Origin of the sequence: Halorhabdus rudnickae (genome assembly GCF_900880625.1) — an archaeon.
GTDB lineage: Archaea > Halobacteriota > Halobacteria > Halobacteriales > Haloarculaceae > Halorhabdus > Halorhabdus rudnickae.
In genome coordinates, this window is the sequence record NZ_CAAHFB010000001.1 from 1885561 (window position 1) to 1910105 (window position 24545).

Consider the following 24545-nt stretch of genomic DNA (forward strand, 5'->3'; position numbering starts at 1 on the left):
GGTTATATAGTGAACATTGGGTGTGTTATACCATGTCGATGGGCGCCTATGACGAAGCGGAGCACGAACGCCGTGAGCGAAAGAACAGTTCGGTCGACGCGAGTTTCGACGACGACCGGTCGACTTATGATGGCAGCGTCGATTACGAGAGCGACGACTCTGCCGAGGACCTTCTGGAGACGTTCAAAGAGATACAGTCCGACTGAGTCCCAGAGACTGCTTTACCGAGCGCCCAAGCCCCGATAGTCACACCGACGATCAGCTTCGCAAGCGTACCTGCCTTACTCCCTGCCAGGAGTCGGCGGTGTATCGCGCTCTCTCCATGGACGCAGCCAGCGACGGCTCAGCCTCGTCGCTGCAGCCCAGAGTATCCAATGCCTCGATTGCCTCGCCGACCCACGAATCGGCGCGAGGTCGATCCCGCCGACAGTGATACCGTCGCCAGCGCCTGCCCACAGTCGGGGGACGAGGGCGTCGGCCAGGCCGGCCTCGACGAACGCCCGGATCTCGTCACGTCGGAGCGGGGCGAGGTTGTACGTGTCATCAAGCGGTTCCCTGGGACCCCGGCGTTCGTGATCCAGCACCTCCGCCGCCAGCGGACGCCAATCGAGACAACAGCCCGCACATCCCTCGCACTGGACGTCCATACATGGTTGACAGTCACACGGGGCAAAAACAGTGGGGCTACCCGGCCTCGAAGGTCCGGAGCGTCTCGACCGCACCCCGGCCGATCGGATGGTAGCGCAACTCGATGGTCGCCCCAGGGTAGATCCCGACGGTGATGCTGTCCCCCGGTTCGACAGCCGCCGACGGCCCGGAGGAGTCCCCGGCCCACCGGCCCGGTTCGTCCTGCTCGACGTCCGGATCCGAACGGAACCCCTCACCCCGCAGGACGAGACGACTCCGCGGGATCGCGTCCCCACCGGCGTGGATGATCGTCGCGGTCCGTCGTTCGCTTCCGTAGGTCGCCTCGAAGGTCGCCGTGGGCCGCGTCTCGACCGCTTCCGCGAGCGTATCGAGCGGGGCGACGGTCTCATTGGAGAGTCTCGGCACTGTGGCAGTCACGATCCCGACCCGACCCCGGCGCCCGACATCGATGTCCTCGAAGACAGTCCACGCCGCACCGCGAGTCAGTTCCGCGATCGGGTCCGTCTCGACGGTTGCTCCCGCCCGGAAGACGAACGCGAACGCGACCTTCGCTGCCCCCTCGGCGAACCGCCAGGTGGCGCCCGTCGCCTCGACGCGCTCGATCGGCGCCACGTCAGCGCCCGTCCGGGCCACGACGAGGTCACCACTGCCGAGGACCTCCACCAGGTCGGCGAACGTGGCATCAGTGGACGTGTATCGTTCCCGATCCCCGTCCCGTGCGTCGAGGACAGCCTCGACCACTTCGACCGTCCCGTCGCCGGCCCACGGCCCGACCACGATCGCGTCCGTCGAGACGGCCACGAGCGTCTCCCCGTCAACGTGTAGGGTGTAGGCTCCGTGAGAGCCGATCGAGCGGAAGTCAGCGTTGCCGAGCCGATCGACAACCCGATCGGGCCGGAACGACCCCTCAAAGACGACCGCGAAGTGACCGACCCAGGAAACTCCCGTGAAGTCGTCGAAAGACAGCCTGAGCAACTCGAGTGCCCGGTCGACCGCCGAAGCGAAGCGCGTCTCGACCGGCCGGGACACGACATCGGATCCGCACACGGCCCGGGGATCGACCCGCAGTAGGTTGAACCGCTCGACGGTCGCCAGTTCCGCCGGGGAGGGAATCCACGCCGCATAGCCGTCTCCCATGACCCCGGAAAGGTCCCCGCCGAGACAGCCCGTGGTCAGCGTCGCTCCCCCGACGCTGGCGAGACCCAGCCTTCGGAGTACCGTCCGGCGACGGTAGCCCATAACTGTCGACTCTCACCGGACGGAATTGAACGTTGTGGAAACGTCGGTTCCTTGCCACCGGCACCCGGCGAGTCTGGGCTGGGCGTCGAACGATCTGAACCGCCGTCGACCGGTCGGGATGGTCCAGTCGATCGGTACGGTTAACTGCCGGCATCCGTTCTCCGCGAGCGTGGATCCCTCCCGCATCGAGTCGGCATTCCCCGCGCCCTCCTATCGTGGCAACCAGGAGGACGCTCTCGGCCGGATCCGGGCTGCCTTCGAGGACGGCAACGATGTCGTGCTCGTTCGTGCGCCGACGGGTAGCGGTAAATCCCTCCTCGCCCGGGCGATCGCCGGCTGTGCCCGCCAGGGGAGTCAGGCCAGCGCCACCGACGCGATCGGGGCCTATTACACCACCCCGCAGGTCTCTCAGCTCGACGACGTGGCGAGCGACCCGCTGCTCTCGGACCTCTCGATCATCCGCGGGAAGTCCAATTACAAGTGCATCCTCTCGGGGGAGACCGACACGCCCGTCACGCAGGCCCCCTGCGCCCGCGAGCGGGAGTTCGACTGCCAGGTGAAACATCGGTGTCCGTACTTTTCCGATCGGTCGATCGCCGCCAACCAGTCGATCGCCGCGATGACGCTTGCGTATTTCATGCAAACGGCCGGCTCTGACGTCTTCGGCAAGCGTGACGTGGTCGTCATCGACGAGGCCCACGGCCTGGGCGAGTGGGCCGAGATGTACGCTGCGATCGATCTCGCCCCCGACACCGTCCCGGTCTGGGACGAACGCCCGCCGCCGGAAATCGACGGCGTCGAGACGGCCGCCGAGTACGCCGCCGGGCTATCCCGGGTCTGCGATCGGCGACTGACTGACCTCCGAGCGCAGGTCGAACTCGAACCCGAAGAGGCCGCCGAGCGCGACCGACTGGAGGAACTCCGATCCGATCTCCAGTGGTTTCAAGAGGCCGTCCGCGATCCGGACAGCCCGACGACGTGGGTCGTCGATCAGCCAGACGGCGAGGGAAGCCGGACGACGATCAAGCCATTGAACCCCGAACGCTTTCTTTCGCATACCGTCTGGGACCGCGGGAACAAGTTCGCGCTCCTCTCGGCGACGATCCTCAACAAGGATGCCTTCTGTGCGAGCGCCGGCCTCGATCCCGACCGAGTGGCGCTGGTCGACCTCGAACACACGTTCCCCGTCGAGAACCGTCCCCTGGTGGACGTCACGCAGGGAAAGATGACCTACGAGGAGCGCGAGACGACGATCCCGAAGATCGCCGAGACGCTCGTCTCTCTGATGGCCCGCCATCCCGGCGAATCCGGGCTGGTGCACTGTCACTCCTACGCGATCCAGGATGCTCTGGCCGACGAACTACGGGCGTGGGGCGTCGGCGAGCGCGTCCGAACCCACGACAGCGAAGACCGCGACGGGCAACTGGCAGCCTGGAAACGTAGTGACGAGCCGACGGTCTTTCTCTCGGTGAAGATGGAGGAAGCCCTGGATCTGGAGGGCGACCTCTGTCGGTGGCAACTGCTCTGTAAGGCCCCCTACCCCAACACGCGAGACTCCCGCGTGGCGCGCCGCCTGGAGAACGGCGACTGGGCGTGGTACTACCGGAGCGCGCTCCGGACGGTGATCCAGGCCTGTGGCCGGATCGTCCGCTCGCCCGAAGACCACGGCGTGACCTATCTCGCCGATTCGAGCCTACTGGACCTCTTCGATCGCGCCCGAGTGGACATGCCCGCGTGGTTCGAAGCGCAGGTCGACCGGATGGCACGTCCCACTCTGTCGACCCCGGAGCCCGACCCGGCATTGGCTGGACTGTCGGACAAACGATCGCGTCGCAGTTCGGGACGGTCCGATGCGAGCGGCTCCCGACGATCGAGTTCCCGCAGTTCCCGGCGCTCACGATCGGGATCGAACCCCGTCGCGGACGTTTGGGATACCGAATGACTTCGTCGTCGAACCCGTGACCACACCCTTTTTATACGGAACGGGTATAAAAGGAGGTATGACGGAACCGGTCGATTATCTCGAAGAACAGCTGCAGGCGAAAAACCTCTCGGCCCCCGAGACCGCGGTGGTACTTGGCTCCGGGCTGGGCGGGATGACCGACGAGATGGACATCGCGCTGTCAGTCTCTTACGAAGACGTCCCGGGGCTTGCAGCCTCGACCGTCGAGGGTCACGCAGGTCGCTTCGTCGTCGGGACGGTGGGCGACGTGAACGTCCTGGGGATGGACGGCCGCGTTCACTACTACGAAAGCGGCGACATGGATCCGATCGTGGCCCCGATCCGAACACTCGGAGAGCTTGGGTGTGAGCGGCTCCTCATCACCAACGCCGCGGGCGGTGTCAACCCGGCGTTCGATCCCGGCGACGTGATGCTCATCGATGACCACCTCAACCTGATGGGAACGAATCCGCTGCTGGGCAAGGCGGGACTGGGCGACGGTCCGATGTTCCCGGACTTGACCGACGCCTACAGCCCGGACCTGCTCGCGGAGGCCCGGGACCTTGCCGGTGATTCCGAACTCACGATCCACGACGGCGGCGTCTACGCGGGCATGATGGGTCCCAGTTACGAGACGCCGGCCGAGATCGAGATGCTCGACACCCTCGGTGCGGACGCCGTCGGGATGTCGACCGTCCCCGAGACGATCGTCGCCAATCAGCTGGGGATGGACGTCGTCGGGATGTCGACGATCACGAACTACGCTGCCGGCGTGGTCGGCGACCCGCTCTCCCACGAGGAGGTCGTCGAGACGATCGAGACGATCGAGGACGACCTCCGGACGTACGTCTCGACGCTGTTGCAGCGGTTCCCTGAACTCGATTGACGACCGTCACGGTCCTGGGAAGCGTCAGAACAGGCTCGAAGCCGCGTAGGCGAACGACGATCCGACCATCAGGACGACGAGGATGATGGCGAGGATCTGCTGTCGGTTCATGTCGGCGCTTGACGGGCCGAACGAATAGGTGTTGCCCTCTCTGTTCAGTCCACCCGCGCGTCCACGACGACGTGGACGACCCCCTCGCTATAGGTTTTCACGCGACGAGTGTCGAGAACCTCGACCGACCGACCGCGTTCGCCGGCTGCGGTCTCCAGCCGGTCGATCGGTCGCTCGAAGACCAGATCGGCAGGTGTCGCCTCGTGCAGATGCACGATACCCCCCTCTTCGAGCGCTTCCAGCGCGCTGTCGAGGTATTCGTGGGCGTCGTAATACCCCATCACGACCCGGTCGGCATCAACGCCCGCGACCACGTCCCGACAATCGGCTCGATAGGGCTGGATGCAGTCGGTCACGTCGTTGAGTCGGGCGTTCTCTAAGAGATACTGAAACGCCGTCGGGTTGCGTTCGACGGCCGTCACGTCCGCGCCGGCCCGGGCCATCGGCAGCGTAAAGTAGCCGATTCCGGCGAACATATCGAGGACCGTTTCGCCCTCGCTGCTCGCGGGTCGTTCCTTCCCGCTCGCACTGTCCGTCGTCTTGCTTCGCTCGACGACGCGCCCCATGTGCGCTCGCTCCTCCTTGTTCCCGGGCGAGAACATGACCTCGGCGAGATCCATCGCGTAGCGGGTCCCGTGCTCGGTGTGGATCGTCTCCGTGTCGCCCTCGCCCGCCAGTACTGACACGTCGGGTTCGCGATGTTCCCCGGCGATACCGTGACGTTCGAGCACAGTGTCGGCCTCGCCGTGGAGATCGAGTAGTGCCTGGCCAACGTCGTCCGGGCGCGGCGCGTCACCGATCTCGACGAGCACGACGGTGCCGATAACGGCCCACGACGACGGCGCGCGGTCGATCTCGTTGTCACTCCAGCCGCGCTCGCGGAGGTGATCAGCCAGCGTTCGCAATCGCGGCTCGCCGATCTGTCGGACAATTTCCCGGATCTCGACAGTCTCGGGGACAGCCGTCACGGGGAGCGAGACGCCACCCTCGCCGTAGGCCCGGACGCTGCGGTCGGCATCGTAGACGCCTTCGTCCTGTAATGCGTCGATGGCTTGCTGGGCGCGGGACTGTTCGACGACGACGGCGAGTTCTCCCTCGGCGTCGCCAGTGAGAACCGCGGAGCCGTCACTCTCCTCGTCCGAAATCAAGCTGTCGTCACGCATCGTCGCCCTCGTCACCGTCGTCACCCGGCAGTACGTGCAATCCAGCCCGCGATTTCAACACCGGGACAACCTCGGCCTCGGTGTCCAGATAGTCCGGCCGCGGGATCGACTTCGTCTCGTAGGTCTCGGGGTCAAGCACCTGGACGGCGTGGTCGTCCTCGATCGCCACCAGCGTCGTCTCGACGCCGTCCTCGCGGTCGCCCAGCCGCCGGGCCTCGGGTGCATCGCCGTCCTCGAAACTCGCTTCGTAGGCCGCGCCAGTCGAAAGTCGTGTGCCCTTGAGATTCCCCTGGACGCTCCGGACCAACACTGGTCCCTCATCGTCCTCTGGATCGATGACCTCGCCCGGAGAGAAGGGTGGCAACCGGACCGCGTACGTCACCCGGTAGACTTTCTCGCCGTCCTCGTCCTCGGTGATGAGCCGTTCGGAATCCGAGAAGGAACCGCCGAACTCAGCGACCAGACGCTGGGCGATCTTCTGGCCGATTTTCGTCGTCGATACCTTGATGTTCAGTCCACCGTCGACCGACCCGACGTCGGTGACGAACGCATCACGATCGCCTGTCGCCTCCATCTCGGCGACAATCTCACGGGCGATCGCCTCGGCGCGCTCCTCCTCTTCGTCAGTGGGCGTTCGGTCGACGGCCCGGATCTGGACCGTACTGGCGAAGGAGCCCCCGGCGATGCGGCCACACCGCTGGCAGGTCTCCCTGGCGATTTTCACGGGGACGACGACCTCCTCGGTGAGAGGCGTCCCGCGAACGACGCCCGAAAACGTCGCGTGCATCCGGATCGTGTTGCGGTCGACCTGTTCGGGCGCGACCTGCCAGGCGACGTCCGTGGCGTCGACGTGGACGCCCAGCGCCTCGCTGGTCACGTCGACAGCGACGTCGGTGTAGTCCTCGGCACCCACGTCGACCCAGCGGTTGCCTCGGTGGACGGCTCCACACTGCGAACAGACCCGCACCTCGATCCGGTCGGGCGCGTCCACGAGGGCGAACTCCTCGAAGTAACAGGCGTCACAGAGCACGCTATCCGGATCGCGAGCCTCCGGATGGGCCGGCCGCTCTCCGGGATCGCTCTCGATAGGATCGCCACAGCGCGGACAGAACGCACCCGAACGCGTCATTGCGATTCCGTAGGGGGCAGGTTCCTAAAAGCGGCGCGGGTTTCGATCGGAGCGGATCGTTAATCATCCCTCGAGAGTTCTTCGCCTGTCGGGCCGTCATTCACGATTGCCCGAGGTATTCATTTCTACGCTACTGTGGTCGACAAGCAGGTACCGATCTTGCTCCTCAAACCAAGACAGATACGGAGATTATCAGTGCAATTGCTACCAGAACACTGGCCAGAGTTCCGACGAAGAAGCACTCGGCGAACGCGCGCTTCTTCAGTTCTTCGAAACGATCGATCGACTTGACGGCCACGACGAGCGCTACCGATTCCCAGTGGCCAGCCATACCGAGGAGGAACATCCACCGCACCAGGCTCCCGATGCGGGAACGCGCCTCTAGATCGTCCTCCGCTGACTCGGGTCCGTCGGGAGAACGCCACGGACGATGATATTCCTGCCTTCGTGAGCGAAGACGAACCCGGAGAGATACACCGCTCGGAGGTCATCTCGAATTATGGATAGAGAAGCCACACCGCCGAGAGCAGTCACTACCGGTGCGTCCGTCTATGCCGAGAAGGCGATCGGAGACCAGCCAACGAGGAGGACCTGAAGGTGAGCCCTATAGTCCCGAGAATGGGTGAGCGGACGCGAACTCCTGATTCCGTACCCGAGCCGAGACGGTGTCGATAAGGAATGAAAGTGCGAACGAACAAGCCGATCAGCCGTTCTACGGTTCTGACCCGAATATATAAAATAAAAATACATTATATTTAACCTATAATACCATCAGAAATACTTATTGAATGAGTTTTTTGAGCTAGTCGTGACCTCCAACGATAGCAGCAGAGTGCGACGTCGAACTGTGTTGGGAAGTATCGGCAGTATGGTCGGAGGCATGACTATCTCCACCGGTCTGTCGACAGCGAAAAGCGGTATCGACAGACAGTTCGTCGGAAAATCGTACGGGCCCATGACAGACAAGGAACAGGGAGACGCAACGGCGATACTTAACCACACGCCTGTGGGACTGAAAGGAAAACTCCATGTCGCCGGATTCAACATTCCGTTGGGTAAATCTGACCGGCTAAGTGACGAGACAGATCACCCGGAAGTAGAGACGTTCTCGTTCGTTACAGACGATGATCGGTTTGCTGTCACGGAAGAAGATGAAAAAATCCCGCTCAGAGTTCGAATCGATATGCTGGGCAGTCGTGTTACCGGTACGATCACGCGACCGAGTCCCAAATACGGGTCAGTGGCGTTCTCTCTGAACCCAACAGACGAAGGGTTCTCACATAGCGACCTCAGAGGTGTGCTTCATCCTGAACGCGTTAGCACACAGTCCGTCAGGCCGGACGAAATATCGATCCCATCTGAAGGAGTTCCGACCGACAACAGTATTCGAAATGCTCCAGCCGCTGAGAATACATCCACAGCAGAGAACAGTGTCGGGACCTCAGACTACATCACTCCCCCAGGGGGCGGCGGAGATAACGACGACGATGTTGGGTTCCTTGACGCTGACAACACCCCCACCTGGGGGGGTGAAAGGACACATACGTTCGAAGATCGTTGTGGAGAGGACTCAACTAGTATGAGCTGGACGTACGAATTTGGCACTTCGGCAGATGTTCGATACAATACGGACGGGACGATCGCAACCGATTACGATGAGATCGCGGCCCTCGGTGGTTTCAAACGATATCAGATGCAGGCACATTTTAGCGAAGTACCCGACCGTATGCTTCTCCCCTGTGATCAAGACATGGAAGAGGGAATGCCTTACCAGACGAACGTTGAATTCTGGGCTCGACAAAAAGGTTCGACGGAACAAAACGAGGCAGCACTCTCGGAGCCCCAGCCGGACGAGAAGGATAACTCCCCGAACCCCGGCGACGGAATCCTTGATCTTGGACTCGACATCGTCAACAGTGTTAGCGGGGTGTACGGCTCCGTCGCGAGTACGGTTATCAAATATGCGCTGAACGACAGTTCAGGTAGCGGGATAGAGGTAGATCATAATCGTCTTGGCGACCAAGAGGAGTATCATTGGATGTTGCCTCTAGACGGTGGCCCCGAAGATGATACCGAGGGTAACCGGTATTTCCCCGATCACACGGAAAACGTTGCAGGCGCAAGCTTCCACGTGGAAAACGGTCTGCCACCCGGTTACACGGCAGAGTTAGAAACACGATCACAATTCGAGTTCGCGTATATCGATTATCTGGGTGGCTGTCCTTGCCCAAGTTTCTCGACAGCCCTGAAGACAACAAAGACCTCCGTTGTGAGCAACTCCCTCACGTACACTAGTGTCGAGAGATGAGTGTGATCGACACAATATTAACATTTGATGCACATATCTGAAAAGGACTTGTAATGAACCGACGAACGCTATTGAAGGCTGGGGTCGTTTCACTCGCCGGGGCGACGGCAGGGTGCTCCGGCTCGGACGACCAACCGGATCTGGACATCAAGGACCTTTCGGCAGAGATTACGGACATTCCGACAATACACGTAACGTTGCTAGTAAGCAACGAGGGCGACGGTGTCGGATATCCTATGGGGACGATAAAACTTGAACGTGAAGGAGAACTCCTCGGTAAGAAGAAACAGAAGATGACTGCGATTCCCAAGAGTAAAAATGGCATCAAAGGGACGTTCAAGTTCGTTGACTACGACTCGGATGCCACCTACACCGTTTCTGGGACGATACCCGGCCACGACTGGGTCACTGTTGACAAGCATCCGGAGTAAAAGCGCTTCCGTCGGTGGAGGAACCCTGATATGCGATTGCTGTATCGATACCTGTGGAAAATCCTGGGTGTTCTCACTGAAACTGAATGGCTTGGTACCACCGTGTCGCTTAGCATACCACTCGGAAACATCGGTGTCGGAACGTCAATTGACGCCTGCGAAGACCGTAGTCATCATTAAGCCCCAGTTCCCGCGGTGAACGGCGAAGCGATGTTCATTCGAAAAGACGAAGCACTGGATTTCCGTGTCATGCTCAACGAGAGACGAACGGCACACATTGAAGATCTCCCCCATACAGCATATCGTCCCCGGAGATCAGGGAGTGACTGTTCACTCAGGGCGATCGTCCTGACGTATCCGGGAGCATCCGCGAGATGGTCCGACTCGTCGATCGAGAGTGAGATAGGCCCACCGAAACCTGACTGGACTCGATGAGTTACAACTGATTGAACTCATCGAAGAAGGGCACGCGAAACGACCGGTCGTGTGGTACGACGCGATCGACATCGATCTCCCGCTGGCGACACCGACGGGAGACTCCGAGGAAGCCACAGTCTGACTTCCACCGACGGCTGAAGCCGTGGGATTTCATCGCGAAACACGGTAACCGGTCTGCTACCCCTACACAGTCAGCCCATCCTTCGCAAACCGGGCGAGTATCAGGAGGTCGATGTTTTTTGTCGTCAAGGCGGCTGGTCGGACACATGAGCGACCTCCGCGAGTCGGTCAAGGGCATCGTTCACGAACCGACGCAGGTGTGCGACGACGGCGGGATCGACCTCACCGTAACGGAAATCTATACCATCGAGGCCCCGGGACGCGTCGATTTCGGCGGTGGCGAACTCGAACCGGCAGCACTCGACCCCCATCCGCGAGTCTGGCGCAACGAGGACGACGACTACCAGTGGTGGCACCTCGAAGCCGGGACGTACCTGATTGAGTACAACGAATCGCTATCCGACACGGCACTGCTGCAGCCACGGACGGAGATCCTCGAGCGTGGGGCGACTCATCCGACGGTCCGGATCGCCCAGCTGCCTCGCGTTCCACTCACGGTCGGCGAGGGTGGACTGCGCTTGAAAGCAAATGCACGCGTTTCGACGCTTCGCCCGGAATAGAGAGATGGTCCGTGCCGATCCCCTTTGGTCGATCGCTGCAGGCTGAGTGCCCGGCAGTGCTGCAGTGTGATTACGTGAGTCGGTCCTTTGCGAACCGAGCGAGGATCGGGATGTCGCCAACGTGCAGTAGCTTCGCGATAGCCCGCCAGCTCCCCTTGTTTGCCCGGGCGAGTGTCGCGTCGTCGAGACCGTTGAGATCGGAAAGCAGCCGATCGTATCGCCCGTTTGGAGCCAGATAGAGCATGTCAGTCATCCGCAGCCGCGAGTCCATGCGAGGGGCGACCTCGCGATGCCAGAGTTTCCCGTAGAATGCCATCGCCTCGGCAGACGTGTCCGGCTCGTCGGGCGTCAGCGACTGATCGGCGGTGACCGCGGCGGCGCGACCGGACTTCATCCCGTTGTGTATTCCCTCGCCCCACAGTGGATCGATCGACGGGACCGTGTCCCCGATCGCCATGAAGCTGTCCGTACTCATTCCGCCGGGCGGCTGAATGTGAGCCGACCCGCGGTGCTGGCGCCCCTCGATTTTCGTCGCGTCGGCGAAGCGTGGATCGGTATCGATCCAGTGCTCGAGGTAGCCGTCGATGGTTCGATCGGCCGTAGCGTAGCGCTGGTAACTCCCGTTGTTGATGTAACAGATCCCGACCTTGGCAGTGTCCTCGCCGGTGTGAAAGACCCAGGCGTACCCACCGGGGGCGTACTCGTGGTCTAGCCGGAGCATTATCGCGTCGTGGAGGTCGGCATAGCCCGGGGCATCGAGGTCGACGCCGTCCATCTCGAACTCGACGCCGATGGCGTGTCGGTCCCGCTCAAGGTCCGAGATGCCCAGCTCCGAGGCGATAGGGGCCGCCGGCCCGGTCGCGTCGACGACGATGTCAGCACGAATGTCCTCCGAGCCATTGTACCGGACGCCATCGACGTCTCCACCCTCCATGATCGGTCCCGAGACGCGCGCGTCGAATCGGTACTCGGCACCCTGTTGGCGACCGTCCTCGACGAGGTACTGCTTGAACGCACCGAAATCGAGGACGGCACCAGTCTGTTCCTGCCGAAGGAACTCGTTGGGTGACTCGATCACGACACTGTCGGTGAACTGCATCACCACGTCGTCCGGGATGCCAAAGGAGGACAACATCGACGGGAAAGTCCCGCCAGTGGACTTGTTGCTCGCACGCGGGAACTCGGCTTCGGCTTCCGTCTCGAGGACCACCACGTCGTAGCCGCGCCGCCCGAGATCGCGGGCAGCCTGCGCGCCGGCGGGCCCAGCACCCGCGATCGCCACGTCGTAACGCTCGGTCATATACGTCCATCCGGCGTCGCCCTAAAGAGTGTTCTTACCTGGACCCCCAATATTGGGGGGAAAGAAGACATCCAAGTAACACGGTTGGGGTACCACCCGGAGAGATTTTCTTCGCCGACACCCTACGCCCACTGTATGCAGTGGCAACCAGACTGGGGGTTGCGCGGGCGCATGTTCGTGACAATGTTCCTGTTGTTCGTCCTCTACATCGTGTTCGTCGGGATCCTTGCGAGCGCCGGCGTTGGTCTGCTGGGAATCGTCGTGGTGATGGGGCTGTTCTCGTTCGGACAACTGTTCTTCAGCGACAAACTCGCTCTGCGGAGCATGGGTGCAAAGCATGTTGACGAGAACGAGTACCCCGAACTCCACCGCAGCGTCTCCCGACTGTCCCAGCAAGCCGACCTGCCCAAACCCGACGTGGCGGTCGCCGATGCCTCGGTCCCCAACGCCTTCGCCACCGGACGCTCGAAGAGCAACGCCACCGTCTGCGTGACGACGGGGATCATGCAGACGCTCGACCAGGACGAACTGGAGGGCGTCCTCGCTCACGAACTCGCCCACATCAAGAACCGCGATGTCGTGGTGATGACGATCGCCTCGTTCCTCTCGACGATCGCGTTCATGATCGTCCGCTGGGGCTGGCTGTTCGCCGGCGGACGCAACCGTCGCCAGGGCGGTGGGGGAATCGTCGTCGCCATTCTCGCCTCGGTCCTGGTGTGGATCGTCTCCTACGTGTTGATCCGGGCGCTCTCGCGCTATCGGGAGTATGCGGCCGACCGCGGCGGCGCGATCATTTCCGGACAACCTTCGGCACTGGCTTCCGCGCTGGCGAAAATCGACAACCGGATGGATCGCGTCCCACAGGAGGACCTGCGCAGCCAGTCGGAGATGAACGCCTTCTTCATCATCCCCATCTCGAAGGGGATGATCGGCCAACTATTCCGGACCCATCCCTCGACGGAGAAACGCATCGATCGGCTACAGGAACTCGAGCGCGAGATGGAAACGTCGTTTTGAGGGTTCTGAGTCCGATCACGGGAGTTCGCTGGTCACCTCAACAAGTGCCGATTCGCTCCGCCAGCGGGGGAGTCGTCTCTCCCGGTCGAACAACTCGAGGACACCGTTTTGCATCCATCCGAATGGGTGGCCCTCGTCGTCATACTCCCGTTTGAGGACGTGACTCTTCGAAAAGTATTCGACTGTCCCCACGAGGAGACCTTGGTCGACGAGAAAGTCCCTTGGCTCCATCTCGGCGACGCCTACGAGATAGGTGACGACATCGGCGATCAGGCAGAACTACTAGATGCTGTTGTCCCTCACCCCACGAATATCGATCACCGGAAGGCGTAAGCATCGGAGCGTTCGGTTCAGCCTGTCCACGACGAGATTTAACCGCCGGATCGGCTCCCGGTCGTAGTTCCCGAGCACGAAATACGACCAATCGGTCTCGTATACTGGTGTGGGTTCGCTCAGTGCGTGCAGTATCTCCTCGTTGTCAACCAGTGTGATTGACACCTGCTCTAGTCGCTCCCTCGCACTCGTGAGAAGCTCGTCAGGGACGGGCGATTCCCTGTCGGCCATATCGAAGCGATTCCGGGAGTAAGGTATACTTCCCATTATTTCGATGACACAATTCAGACACATTACGTTCTTCCGAAGAGTTTGCTCTTATGATTTACTCTGAGATGGTTTATCCCAGAGCGAACTACTTCCCGTATCGTCACAAAGGAAAGCACAGGAGTGTGAATCTGGGGACTGTTGACGACGCGAACGCGCGATAACTCGTCCATTTCGCCACACAGAAGACGCGAACGCGCGATAACTCGTCCATTTCGCCACACAGAAGACGCGATTTGCGATCATCAGCAACACCCTGCAACATCCCGAGAGACTTCTCTCGGCGTGCGAACTCGAGCAACTCGACCGTCAGCGAGGCCACGGTCTACAAACACGTCCAGAAGCTGATTGACGCCGGGATCGTCGAAGAAGTCGCCCGCGTAGACGACGAACGCCGACAGGACCATCCCTGGGAATTCTACGGCCTCACCGACGATGGATGGGCGTTCATCGAGAGGCACAGCTCACACCCAGCCGAAGAGAGACTTCGGCAAATCTACGAGACGATCACGGACAAGCCCGAGAAGATGGTCAAATACGAGAACGCTCCGCATCCCGACGCTCGGGAGCAGTCGTTCAATTTATATTTTCGTATATGGCTCGATCGCCCGTCTGGTGACTACCCAATCACTCCTCAACGAGTGCCTCGAGCAGTGGGTTGAGGTTGTAGGCCTCTAGCCGCTGGCAGACCTTATCCGTCGCTCGCGTCGATTGGGAGTTTCTCTCGAACCCTGACAACGCCACCCTCTGGATCAAGTTTGTCCCCGGTGAAGTGCTGGTATGCGACATCAGGGTTCACACTTGAATATTCATGGTGAGCGTACACGTCAACGCTGTCGTCATCTCCGGAGAAAATCATCACGTGAAGTTGGTACTCCACTCGAGGATCTTCCCGATAGACCCACGATCCGATTTCGGGTTCTCCATTGCGTGTTTTCAATCGCGACAAAAGGTTTCGAATAAATCCTTCATCTTCGAGAAGATCTTCGACCTCATCTGGCGGCTGGTGAATTGTGCCTGCGAACTCGTCGTCGTCAATGGAACGTGGCGCGGCACGACTCGCGACCGAACCGGCCCATCGTGAGACCTTTTGGCGGATGGTTTCTGCCAGGCCACCAAACCGTCTCACAGCCCACCGAAATGGTTGTTTGTAGGTGACGACGTACCCGAACGTCGCAAAGACCTTAGCCATTCCCTCACTGACCATATGCAACGGAACAGTACCCGCGTCATGAAGATTTGGGAGCGGGAGGAAGATACTGACATTGCCTCAGACATGAAATAGATCATCTACGCGCACGAACAGGATGGCCACAAACAGCCACGACAGCGGGGCACGGTTCGAAATTACGGACCTGCCCGCAAGCGGTTGATAGAGCTTGTACCGGCATCTATCGAGGTCGTCCGAGTACAGTAGAGATTGGCGGTGAGTCAATATCCGAGTCGACTCATTTCAGATCAAAAACACTGATTCCGCCTCTCTCCCCCGTCGTCGGTCTCCTCGAGAAGTTCTTCGGCGTCACTCCTCGACGAGTTCCTCGAGTAGCGTGTCGAGTTCGTAGGCCTCTAAGGCCCGCTGGCTGTCCTGCAGCGTCGAGATGACGAACGTCGAGTTCGTCCGTTCGACCTCTTCTAAGGCCTCGAAGTCGCTGATGAGCCGTTCGACCATGTCCGAATCGGTGAGGTGGGCGATCACGATGAAGTCCGTCTCGCCCATCGTCAGGTAGACCTGGGTGACGCCCTCGATCGCACGGAACTTCTCGGCGACGGCGTCGTAGGTCCCACTGTACTCGGCCAAAACTTCGACGATGACAGTCACCCCCAGCCCGAGCGCGTCCAGGTCGATATCGTTCAAGTCGTTCTCGATCACGCCGTCCTCCCGGAGGTTGTTGAGACGATAGTGGATCGTCGAGACGGGAATGTCCGTCTCCTCGTGGAGGCGTTCCGGGCTGTCGGTCCCGAGATCAGCGATCGCTTTCAGTATCCGCACGTCGCGTTCGTCCATGCGTGGCACGGTCGGCGGTGATCGGTAAGTATGCTCCGCTCCACCGGACCAAGCCACAGGACACCCACCGGATAGGAATATATCGAACGATAGATTATCTCCAAGCATATTGTTGAACTCAATTTCAGAATACGTTAGATTCTTATATCTACCTACAGCAATACTAGATGATGCGATCGAAATCTCTCATACTCTCGCTGGTGGTCGGCATCCTCTGGGGAAGTTCGTTCCTCGCGATCGAGGTGGGACTGTCGTACTTCCCGCCGTTGTTGTTCGCCGGGTTGCGCTACGCGCTGGTCGGCGCGGTCGTGCTTGCATTTGCCGCTGTGCTGGTGCGTCGGTGGTATCCGCGGTCGCTCGCCGATGTCGGCTGTGTCCTCGTCGCCGGTGGGTTCATGATCGCTGGCCATCACGCCTTTCTTTATCTGGGCATGGAGCACGTCCCGGGCGCAGTCGCGGCGATCGTCGTTAGTCTCTCGCCAGCGTTGACGGCCGTCTTCGCGAGCGCGTTGCTACCGGACAGCGACCTCACCGCGGTGCAGGTCGCGGGACTGCTCGTCGGTCTCGCCGGCGTCGTCGTCATCTCCGACGTGGGCGTGAACACGGTCGCGAGTGCGAATCTGGTCGGAATCGGGCTCGTCGTGCTCGCCACGCTGAGCTTCGCGCTGGGGTCGGTCGCGACGCGACCACTCCGGACGGATCTCTCTGCCGTCGCACTCCAGGGCTGGGCGATGCTTCTCGGGTCCGGACTGCTCGGCCTGACCAGCTACGCGACCGGCGAGTCCGTCGAGACGATCGTCTGGACGCCGCTGTCGGCCGCCTCACTGGCCTTTCTCGTCGTCGGCCCCGGGATCGTCGCCTTCTCGCTTTACTTCAGTCTCCTCGATCGGATCGGCCCGACCGAGAGCAATTTGATCGTCTACCTCGAACCGGTCGTCGCGACGCTGCTGAGCTGGCTGGTACTCGGCGAGGTGATCGACTCGACGACGGTCGCCGGCTTTCTCGCCATCTTCGCCGGATTCCTGCTGGTGAAACACCGGTCGCTGCTGCCCTCCTGGCGCCGGGTTCGCGATAGGGTGGGATCGACGAACCCCGAAACCGGATCGACCACGTTCGAGAAGTCGGATTGAGCTGACGAGACTCGGCTCGCCCCTAGCGCAGGGTTCTTTTTCGTGTCATTCTAACATAGAGTTATGGCGTGGCGACGCGACCGGCGACTGACGCGTCGGATGGTCCTGGCGCTCGTGCTCGCGACGGCCGGTTACGGTGCGTTCTGTGGCCTGATCGGACTGCTGTTGCCGTGGCGTGTCGCCGCGGTCGTCTTTGTCCTCGTCGTGATCGTTCTCATGATTTTGGTCCAGGAAGCGGACCGGCTGACCTACTACATGACGAAGGCGATCGCCATCGACCGGGAGGATCATCCGGCGTTGTTTGACACCGTCGATCGCCTGGCTCAGCAGGCGGACATGCCGCGGCCGCCGGTTGCCGTAATCCCGAGCGACGAGCCGAACGCCCTCTCGGCTGGCACAGGCGATCGAACAGTCATCTGTGTCACGCTCGGGCTCTTGAAGACCCTCGATGACGACGAACTCGAGGCGGTGCTGGCCCACGAATTGGCCCACTGCAAGAACGGCGATTCAACGGTGCTGACAGTGGCGGGTTTCCCGACGACGGTGGCGCTGCTCACACTGTCGGGGAGTCTCGAACGAATGAACGGATTCGCGCTCATCCTGGGATATATCGGGCTCGTGATCGTCCTCGCGATCGTCTCGCTGGCCTTGCTGGTGGTGAGCCTCCCCGGGACACTCGTATTAGCGCGCTACCGGGAGTACGCGGCTGATCGCGGTGCAGTCGCGATCACGGGCAAGCCCGTCGCGCTCGCGGAGGCGCTTGCGACGCTGCACCGCCGCGAACAGCGACCGGATGAAGACCTCCGGTCGATCGCGGGGCTCAACGCCTTCTGTATCGTCCCAAGCGGAACAGGACTGCTGGCGCTGCCCTGGACGCATCCGCCCGTGGCAAAGCGGATTCGACAGCTTCGGGAGTTGCAAGCCGACTTCGAGCGTGGATCTGCCGACGACTAACCGTCGCATGCACGCGATCTGCGTGCGTGATCCCGCGATGCATAAGTGCGTACCGGGGGAACAGACCGTATGGGACTGCTCGACGGCATCAAGTCCGCCCTGGGGCTGAAAGCCGAAGCCGATGCAACCCGCGATGCCGATCCCGAGGACCTCTTCGGGATGAGCACTGCCTACGTGACGATGGAGGCGGATTTGGGCTACGAGCCCGGGGGCGAGGCGGCGCTGTGTTTCTCTGACGTCGACAGTACCGACTTCCAGGACGCCATCGAAGAGGTACACCAGATTTTGGCTGCGGGCGAGGTCGAGACGGGGACGACCGCGGAGTTCGTCGAGGACGCCCACGGCTACACCTGGGTCGTCCTCGAAGACGACGACGTCGAGGACCTGATCACGAGCGTCCACTTCGCCGCCGATACCCTCGTCGAGAACGGCTACGGCTCGCGGCTGCTCGCGGCCGTCTTCGCCTTCAGCGATCCCGACGATGCGACCGGATGGGACGACAGTGAGCGGTACGTCTACTGGGTGTACTCGTTCCGTCGAGGATCGTACTATCCCTTCGCGCCGGAGCCAGGCGAACGCGAACGCGACGCCACTGCGGAGTTCAAACTCCAGAGCGTACTGGACGGCGAACTCGACCTCGAAGACGACGAAGCCTACTGGTATCCACTGTGGCCCGAAGACGAGGGCCACCCCTGGGAGTGACCGCTACGGCACGTTCGCTCTGCCCCGAGAATTATTACTTCCCGAGCAATCGCTCTACCTTACTGCTCTGAGAGCAATCGCTCTACCGTCTCCAGCACGTCCGTCCGCACCGCCTCGGCCGGACGCGACGCGTCGATCCGGACGAACCGATCGGGTTCGTCGTCGATCAGTCGCTCGTAGTTCTCTCGCACTGCTCGCAACTGCTCGACACGCTCGAACTTGTTGGTAGCGCCGCTGCGCTCGGCCCCGGTTTCGGCGTCCACGTCGAGATAGATCGTCGCATCCGGCGGGCGCGTCCAGGGTTCGTGAATCTCCCGAACGAATGCCAGAGGGTCGTCCAGCCGGTCGGCGAGTGTCGCACCCTGGTAGGCGTATCGCGAGTCCGAATAGCGATCTGAGACGACGATGTCGCCGCGTTCGAGAGCAGGACGGACAGTGTCCGCGAGGTGGGCGGCGTGGTCGGCAGTGTAGAGAAACAGCTCCGCCATCGAGTCGGCGTCGTCGTCGCTAATCGAGCGCTGGACAGCCTCGCCGTACCAGGATTCGGTCGGCTCCCGCGTGAAGGTGAACGTGGCGTCGACCTCCCGGGTGTGTTTCTGGAGGTGTTCCCGAGCGGAGGTCTTCCCGCTCCCGTCGATCCCTTCGAGCGTGACGAGCATACCGGCCGCACGCGGCGGGGGCACGTAAACGCGCCGTCTCGATCACTGTCCGGATCGGCACCGCCCTCCCTGTTCCTCCATTGCCGGGCACCGTACCTTTAGGAGTGTTCGATACCATGTCACATTCATGCATGTGCTCGTCACCGGCGGCGACGGCTTCATTGGACGGTACCTCTGTACGGAGCTCGACGAGCGGGGCCACGACGTGACGGCCCTCTCACGGGATCCCGATCCGAACGTCCTGCCCGCGAGCGCCGAGATCGTCTCCGGAGACGTCACAGATCCCGCCACACTGGAGGGGGCTTTCGACGGCGTGGACGTGGTCGTCAACCTGGTGGCGCTCTCGCCGCTGTTCATTCCCAAGGGTGGCAACGAGATGCACGAACGGATCCATCTACAGGGGACCGAGAACGTGGTCGAAGCGGCCGAGGATGCCGGCGTCGACCGGATCGTCCAGATGAGTGCCCTCGGGGCCGATCCAGAGGGCGCGACCCATTACATCCGTGCGAAGGGGCGAGCCGAGACGGTCGTCCGCGAGTCGGACGTAGAGTGGGTAATCGTCCGCCCGTCGGTGGTCTTTGGCGAGGGCGGGGAGTTCGTCGGCTTCACGAAGAAACTGACCCCCCCACTCCTCGCACCGTTGCCGGGCGGGGGGAAGACCCGCTTCCAGCCGATCTGGGTGACGGACCTCGCACCCATGCTGGCCGACTGCGCCGTGGACGACGACCGGGCCAGCGAGACCTACGAACTCGGCGGCCCGGAGAAGCTGACGCTCAAGCAGATCGCCAAACTCGTCCGGGGCCGCGTCGCGGTCGTCCCCGTTCCGATGGTCCTGGCCGGTGTCGGCCTCTCGATTGGCGGCGCGATTCCGGGGTTCCCGATGGGGAAAGACCAGTACCAGTCGCTGCGTTTCGACAACACGACCGGGGATAACGACGTCGAAGCCTTCGGGGTCGATCCGGACGAATTGCTCACGCTCGGGGCGTACCTCAGCCCAGAATAACACCCCGGGCGGATACGGGGGGGGCGCACTTGCCGGTGGAACGTCTCGAACCGTCGGAATCCGTCAGAGCTATCCGTGGGATGAACGCACCGGGGAATATGCCGTCGATCCCGCGCCAGCTGTGGGCATCCCGTCGCGAACGGCCCGTTCTCGTGATCGTCTCGGTGGTGACGATCGTCACGCTACTGGGGTGGCTCCCCGTCGAACACCATCTCCGGGAGATGGGGATGGGATTGCCCTACACGTTCAACGACTTCAGTGCATACACCGAGGCGTTGAACCGTTGGCTCGAGGGGACACAGATGTACGTCCCCCAGGAGAACGGCGGGTACTTCGGCGAATACCTCTACCCGCCAGTGACGGTGCTCGCCTTCTACCCCTTCGAGACGACGGGGTTCCATACCGGTGCGGTGCTGTTCGGGTTTACTGCGATCGTCCTGCTGTGGCTCGGGCTCGAAGCCATGGCGCGGACGCTGGGCTACCGGCTTCGCATCTGGGAGCGCCTCGGGCTGTTGGTGATGCTGTTCAGTTTCCAGCCAGTCATCCGGAACTTCCGGTGGGCCCAGACCGCGACCCTGCTCACCGCCTCACTCGCCTTTGCGTTCTACTTCCAGGAACGTGCCGAGAGCGAAACGTCACCGTACAGCAACGGCGCGGTGAGCGATCGCACCCGCTCGCTGTACCGGTACGCGAGTGGAGCCTGTACGACCCTCGGCAGTAGCTTCAAGCTGTTCTACGCCACTTCGGGCGCACACTTGCTTCGGGATCGCAAACGCTTCGCGGGCGCGATGGCGGCCGCAGCCGGCCTGGCTGTGGCGTCGCTGGCGATCTTCGGCCTCGAAACGAATCTACAGTACCTCGACGTGCTCACGTGGGGGAAAGGCTGGGGCGAGGCGAAGGCGATGTACGCCTGGGACACCGCCGCGGCCTACCGGCCGCTGTATGCCTTCGGCGGACTCGGACTCTATCTTAAGATATTCGGCATCCTCACGGTGATCGGACTGACGCTGGCGGCACGGACCAGTGACTCCCGGGCGGCACGGCACACGACGTTCGCGCTGGGTATCGCCGCCGTCCCGCTGTTCGCCCCGAAAGCCGACAGCCACGACCTCGTCGTGCTCGTGGTGCCCGCCGTGATCCTCCTCGCACACGAACTCGATCGCCCGGACGGATACGCCTGGATCCCGGTGCTCTCGGTGTTGCTCGTACACGTCCATCGGTACGCCCTGGAGTTCCTCACCAAGCCGGAGGGGAACTTCCCCGGGGCGGCGCTTTTGTACGACTTCGGACCGTATCTCCAGCCAGGCATGTGGGGGACGTTCCTCCTCGTAGGCCTGGCCGGGTATCGCGTCGCCGAACACGCGACGCTGCCCGCTCTTGGGTCGGTCCGTGACCGACTCGGGCAGTAACGCGCCCCAAAAGACCTCCCCGTCCTGCAGGGAGAGATGAGTAAACAGCCAGTTCGGACATGCAGCCGACAGATCACCACTATCCGATCTGATCGAAGAGAGTGACGGACGGGAGACAGTCACGCGGGCGAATATCGCTGGCAAAAAGCTTATACCCGCATTCCGAGTGTTTTCACGTCGAGAGAAACCCAAACATGAAACTCGCCATGATCGGCTTCGGGCAGGCCGGCGGGAAGATCGTCGATAAGTTCTTGGAGTACGACGAACGGACCGACAGCGGGATCGTCCGTTCGGCGGTCGCGGTCAACACTGCCAAGGCAGACCTGCTGGGGCTAGACCGGATCCCGAAAGGAAATCGAGTACTGATCGGCCAGGCCCGAGTGAAAGGCCACGGCGTCGGTGCCGACAACGAACTCGGCGCAGAGATTGCCGAGGAGGACATCGACGAGATCCAGGGTGCGATCGACAACATCCCCGTCCACGAGGTCGACGCGTTCCTCATCGTCGCCGGTCTCGGCGGCGGGACCGGGTCCGGCGGTTCGCCGGTCGTGGCGAAACATCTCAAGCGAATCTACACGGAACCTGTCTACGGCCTCGGCATCCTGCCCGGGAGCGACGAGGGCGGCATCTATACGCTCAACGCCGCCCGGTCGTTCCAGACGTTCGTCCGCGAGGTGGACAATCTCCTGGTCTTCGACAACGACGCCTGGCGCAAGACGGGCGAGTCGATGGAAGCAGGCTACGCCGAGATCAACGACGAGATCGTCAAGCGCTTCGGGATTCTGTTCGGTGCGGGCGAGGTCGAACAGCACGGCGAAGTCGCAGAAAGCGTCGTCGACTCCAGCGAGATCATCAACACCCTGGACGGCGGCGGCGTCTCGACGGTCGGATACGCCGCCGAGGAGGTGAATCTCGAGGGATCGAGTGGTGGTCTCCTCTCGCGGTTCCGCGGCAACGACCGGGACGACGACGGCCTCGAGACGGCCAATACGACCAACCGTATCACGTCGCTGGTCCGGAAAGCAGCGCTGGGCCGACTGACGTTGCCGTGTGAAATCGAAGGGGCCGAACGCGTCCTGCTGGTGATCAGTGGACCGCCACGGGAACTCAACCGGAAAGGCATCGAACGCGGCCGCAAGTGGCTCGAAGAGCAGACAGGAAGTATGGAGGTTCGGGGCGGGGACTACCCCGCCAGCGACTCCAAATACGTCGCCGCCTCGATCCTCGTATCAGGCGTCCACAACGTCCCACGTGTCAAAGAACTACAACAGGTCGCCATCGAGGCCCAGGACAACATCGACGATCTCCGAAGCGAAAGCGAAGAGAACTTAGCGGAATTAGTGGAAGATGAGGAAGATGAGTTGGATCCGCTTTTCTAAGGGCATCACCCTGCTGGCGGTACTGGCGCTGACGGTCGTGGCGGTCGGGACCGGTGCAGCGGTCACGATCGACACGGATGCGCCATCGGAAGCACAGGCTGGCGACGTGACGTCGGTCACGGTCACTGTCTCGGACGTCTACGAGGATGCCGATCAGTGGACGCTGACCGGCTCAACGGGTCTCGTCGACGTTCAGGGCTGGGAAGTGACGAAGGTCACGCCCAGCGGGGAAGCAGAGACGAGCACGTTCGACGGTAAAACCTTCGAGGTCCCGATCGAATCCGGGGAGAACCTCGATCGCATCAGCGTGACCATCACCGGGACGGTCCCGGAAGTCGAGTCGTTCTCCTACGATCCGCCACAGACCTTCGATGCAGTGACGCTCACCCGCGAGGGAGGGGGCGACGTCGCGGAGATCGAGACCGCCTCGATCCACCACTACACGTCCGATAGCGCCGACGCCCGAAGCACGCTCGACGACGCCCGGACGGCGGTCGAAAACGCCGACAGCGACGAGGCGCAGAACCGACTGGACACCGCGATCTCGGCGTTCGAGGACGGGAGTTTCGACGCGGCCCAGACGGGTGCCAAGGACGCCAAGAACACGGCTGAATCCGCCGAGTCATCCGCCCAGACGATACAGTACGTCCTCTACGGCGTCGGTGCCATCGTCGTGCTGGCGCTGATCGGTGGCGGGTTCTACTACTACCGCTCCCAGCAAGACGACTACGACAAACTGGGCTGACTCTCCAGGATGCGGGTTTTCGTCCCGTTCGACGCGAGCGAGCCCAAGACGCGACTCGATCCCATTCTCACGACGGACGAGCGGGCGGCGTTCGCCCGGTCGATGCTGACGGACGTTCTCACGGCGATCGAACGCGGCGGCGGCGACCCGACGGTCGTGGCGACCGGACCGATCGACGTGCAGGTGCCGGTAACTATCGACGAGCGTCCGCTCGAAGACGCCGTGAACGATCGCATCGCGGACACAACCGTCCCGACAGCCGTCGTCATGTCCGACCTGCCGCTGGTCACGCCCGAAACGATAGATCGACTGTTCAGTGTCGAGAGCGATGTCGTCCTCGCCCCGGGACGGGGTGGTGGGACGAACGCGCTCGTGACCCGCCATCCCGACTTCCGTGTCGACTACCACGACGCCTCGATCCGGGACCACCGGGCGATTGCAGCGGAGATCGGTGTGGACCTGGTCGAGATGGACTCCTATCGGTTGGGGACCGACGTCGACGAGCCGGCGGACCTCGCCGAAGTACTGTTACACGGTGAGGGGCGGGCACTCGCGTGGCTCCGCGAGCATGGGTTCGAACTCGCGGTCGGGGACGGCCGGGTCGGCGTCGAACGCTGAGCGGCAGTAGACGAGTCCGCCCCACTCGGGTCACTGCCGTCGTCAGAAC

The 24545-nt window shown here is 62.1% G+C and carries 24 protein-coding genes and 3 pseudogenes; 17 read left to right on the forward strand and 10 right to left on the reverse strand.

Going from position 1 to position 24545, the window contains the following annotated elements:
* Positions 1-32: 32 nt before the first annotated feature.
* Positions 33-206, forward strand: coding sequence for a DUF5786 family protein (locus tag BN2694_RS17090; protein WP_167879999.1), 174 nt, complete (start codon positions 33-35; stop codon positions 204-206).
* Between the two features lie 189 nt (positions 207-395).
* Here BN2694_RS17090 and BN2694_RS09510 read toward each other — a convergent pair.
* Together BN2694_RS09510 and BN2694_RS09515 are read right to left on the reverse strand one after the other, a co-directional pair.
* Positions 396-647, reverse strand: a pseudogene (locus BN2694_RS09510) (YkgJ family cysteine cluster protein); the annotation flags it as partial.
* Positions 648-684: 37 nt separating this feature from the next.
* The gene (locus BN2694_RS09515) at positions 685-1887 is read right to left on the reverse strand and encodes a hypothetical protein (protein ID WP_135664421.1); all 1203 of its coding nucleotides are present in this window, start codon (positions 1885-1887) and stop codon (positions 685-687) included.
* A 169-nt stretch (positions 1888-2056) separates the two neighbouring features.
* On the opposite strand from BN2694_RS09515, the gene BN2694_RS09520 reads away from it, so the two are divergent.
* Positions 2057-3829: a helicase C-terminal domain-containing protein gene (locus BN2694_RS09520; RefSeq protein WP_135664423.1), complete on the forward strand. Its 1773-nt coding sequence runs from the start codon at positions 2057-2059 to the stop codon at positions 3827-3829.
* Positions 3830-3887: 58 nt separating this feature from the next.
* Positions 3888-4715: a purine-nucleoside phosphorylase gene (locus BN2694_RS09525; RefSeq protein ID WP_135664426.1), complete on the forward strand. Its 828-nt coding sequence runs from the start codon at positions 3888-3890 to the stop codon at positions 4713-4715.
* 155 nt (positions 4716-4870) lie between these two features.
* On the opposite strand, the gene BN2694_RS09530 is transcribed toward BN2694_RS09525, so the two are convergent.
* The 3 genes from BN2694_RS09530 to BN2694_RS09540 all read right to left on the reverse strand — a co-directional run bounded on the left by BN2694_RS09530 (position 4871) and on the right by BN2694_RS09540 (position 7449).
* Positions 4871-5989 (reverse strand): class I SAM-dependent methyltransferase, encoded by a 1119-nt coding sequence (locus tag BN2694_RS09530; RefSeq protein WP_135664429.1) that lies wholly within the window; start codon positions 5987-5989, stop codon positions 4871-4873.
* Complete coding sequence (locus BN2694_RS09535) at positions 5982-7118, reverse strand: 60S ribosomal export protein NMD3 (RefSeq protein ID WP_135664433.1); 1137 nt, start codon at positions 7116-7118, stop codon at positions 5982-5984. The genes BN2694_RS09530 and BN2694_RS09535 overlap by 8 nt, the downstream gene beginning before the upstream one ends.
* A 166-nt stretch (positions 7119-7284) precedes the next feature.
* Positions 7285-7449, reverse strand: coding sequence for a hypothetical protein (locus BN2694_RS09540; protein WP_167880000.1), 165 nt, complete (start codon positions 7447-7449; stop codon positions 7285-7287).
* A 549-nt stretch (positions 7450-7998) separates the two neighbouring features.
* Here BN2694_RS09540 and BN2694_RS09545 point away from each other — a divergent pair.
* The 4 genes from BN2694_RS09545 to BN2694_RS09560 all read left to right on the forward strand — a co-directional run bounded on the left by BN2694_RS09545 (position 7999) and on the right by BN2694_RS09560 (position 10975).
* A complete protein-coding gene (locus BN2694_RS09545; protein ID WP_135664439.1) occupies positions 7999-9426 on the forward strand; it encodes a hypothetical protein in 1428 nt (475 codons plus the stop codon).
* A 53-nt stretch (positions 9427-9479) separates the two neighbouring features.
* Positions 9480-9857, forward strand: coding sequence for a twin-arginine translocation signal domain-containing protein (locus tag BN2694_RS09550; RefSeq protein WP_135664442.1), 378 nt, complete (start codon positions 9480-9482; stop codon positions 9855-9857).
* 445 nt (positions 9858-10302) lie between these two features.
* Positions 10303-10416 carry a hypothetical protein gene (locus BN2694_RS18235; RefSeq protein WP_449272217.1) on the forward strand — a complete coding sequence of 38 codons (114 nt, stop codon included), beginning with the start codon at positions 10303-10305 and terminating at the stop codon, positions 10414-10416.
* A gap of 145 nt (positions 10417-10561) precedes the next feature.
* A complete protein-coding gene (locus tag BN2694_RS09560; RefSeq protein ID WP_135664445.1) occupies positions 10562-10975 on the forward strand; it encodes a dCTP deaminase in 414 nt (137 codons plus the stop codon).
* Positions 10976-11045: 70 nt separating this feature from the next.
* On the opposite strand, the gene BN2694_RS09565 is transcribed toward BN2694_RS09560, so the two are convergent.
* Complete coding sequence (locus tag BN2694_RS09565; RefSeq protein ID WP_135664449.1) at positions 11046-12275, reverse strand: digeranylgeranylglycerophospholipid reductase; 1230 nt, start codon at positions 12273-12275, stop codon at positions 11046-11048.
* 135 nt (positions 12276-12410) lie between these two features.
* On the opposite strand from BN2694_RS09565, the gene htpX reads away from it, so the two are divergent.
* The gene (htpX, locus tag BN2694_RS09570) at positions 12411-13292 is read left to right on the forward strand and encodes a zinc metalloprotease HtpX (protein ID WP_135664452.1); all 882 of its coding nucleotides are present in this window, start codon (positions 12411-12413) and stop codon (positions 13290-13292) included.
* Positions 13293-13307: 15 nt separating this feature from the next.
* Here htpX and BN2694_RS17705 read toward each other — a convergent pair.
* Positions 13308-13856, reverse strand: a pseudogene (locus BN2694_RS17705) (hypothetical protein).
* Between the two features lie 277 nt (positions 13857-14133).
* Here BN2694_RS17705 and BN2694_RS09580 point away from each other — a divergent pair.
* Positions 14134-14452, forward strand: a pseudogene (locus BN2694_RS09580) (winged helix-turn-helix domain-containing protein); the annotation flags it as partial.
* A gap of 131 nt (positions 14453-14583) precedes the next feature.
* Here BN2694_RS09580 and BN2694_RS09585 read toward each other — a convergent pair.
* Together BN2694_RS09585 and BN2694_RS09590 are read right to left on the reverse strand one after the other, a co-directional pair.
* Positions 14584-15099, reverse strand: a complete 516-nt coding sequence (locus tag BN2694_RS09585; RefSeq protein ID WP_135664455.1) for a hypothetical protein — start codon at positions 15097-15099, stop codon at positions 14584-14586.
* 312 nt (positions 15100-15411) lie between these two features.
* The gene (locus tag BN2694_RS09590) at positions 15412-15897 is read right to left on the reverse strand and encodes an Lrp/AsnC family transcriptional regulator (RefSeq protein ID WP_135664458.1); all 486 of its coding nucleotides are present in this window, start codon (positions 15895-15897) and stop codon (positions 15412-15414) included.
* A gap of 170 nt (positions 15898-16067) precedes the next feature.
* On the opposite strand from BN2694_RS09590, the gene BN2694_RS09595 reads away from it, so the two are divergent.
* From BN2694_RS09595 to pspAB, 3 genes are all read left to right on the forward strand, one after another.
* The gene (locus BN2694_RS09595; RefSeq protein ID WP_135664461.1) at positions 16068-17027 is read left to right on the forward strand and encodes a DMT family transporter; all 960 of its coding nucleotides are present in this window, start codon (positions 16068-16070) and stop codon (positions 17025-17027) included.
* Between the two features lie 63 nt (positions 17028-17090).
* Positions 17091-17981, forward strand: a complete 891-nt coding sequence (locus tag BN2694_RS09600; protein ID WP_135664463.1) for a M48 family metalloprotease — start codon at positions 17091-17093, stop codon at positions 17979-17981.
* 69 nt (positions 17982-18050) lie between these two features.
* Positions 18051-18683, forward strand: coding sequence for a PspA-associated protein PspAB (pspAB, locus tag BN2694_RS09605; RefSeq protein ID WP_135664466.1), 633 nt, complete (start codon positions 18051-18053; stop codon positions 18681-18683).
* 59 nt (positions 18684-18742) lie between these two features.
* Here the strand turns inward: pspAB and tmk are convergent, their stop codons facing one another.
* Entirely contained in the window at positions 18743-19342 is a 600-nt protein-coding gene (gene tmk, locus BN2694_RS09610) for a dTMP kinase (RefSeq protein ID WP_135664469.1), read from the reverse strand.
* A 127-nt stretch (positions 19343-19469) separates the two neighbouring features.
* On the opposite strand from tmk, the gene BN2694_RS09615 reads away from it, so the two are divergent.
* The 5 genes from BN2694_RS09615 (at position 19470) to cofC (ending at position 24496) form a co-directional block, all read left to right on the forward strand.
* Positions 19470-20345 carry a complex I NDUFA9 subunit family protein gene (locus tag BN2694_RS09615; protein WP_135664472.1) on the forward strand — a complete coding sequence of 292 codons (876 nt, stop codon included), beginning with the start codon at positions 19470-19472 and terminating at the stop codon, positions 20343-20345.
* Between the two features lie 98 nt (positions 20346-20443).
* On the forward strand, positions 20444-21754 hold the full coding sequence (locus BN2694_RS09620) for a glycosyltransferase family 87 protein (RefSeq protein WP_167880001.1): 1311 nt from the start codon (positions 20444-20446) through the stop codon (positions 21752-21754).
* Between the two features lie 194 nt (positions 21755-21948).
* Positions 21949-23133, forward strand: a complete 1185-nt coding sequence (locus tag BN2694_RS09625) for a tubulin/FtsZ family protein (protein ID WP_135664479.1) — start codon at positions 21949-21951, stop codon at positions 23131-23133.
* Positions 23111-23878, forward strand: a complete 768-nt coding sequence (locus BN2694_RS09630; protein WP_135664482.1) for a DUF4398 domain-containing protein — start codon at positions 23111-23113, stop codon at positions 23876-23878. Before BN2694_RS09625 ends, BN2694_RS09630 begins: the two co-directional genes overlap by 23 nt.
* Before the next feature lie 9 nt (positions 23879-23887).
* Positions 23888-24496: a 2-phospho-L-lactate guanylyltransferase gene (cofC, locus tag BN2694_RS09635; RefSeq protein WP_135664485.1), complete on the forward strand. Its 609-nt coding sequence runs from the start codon at positions 23888-23890 to the stop codon at positions 24494-24496.
* Positions 24497-24545 lie beyond the last annotated feature (49 nt).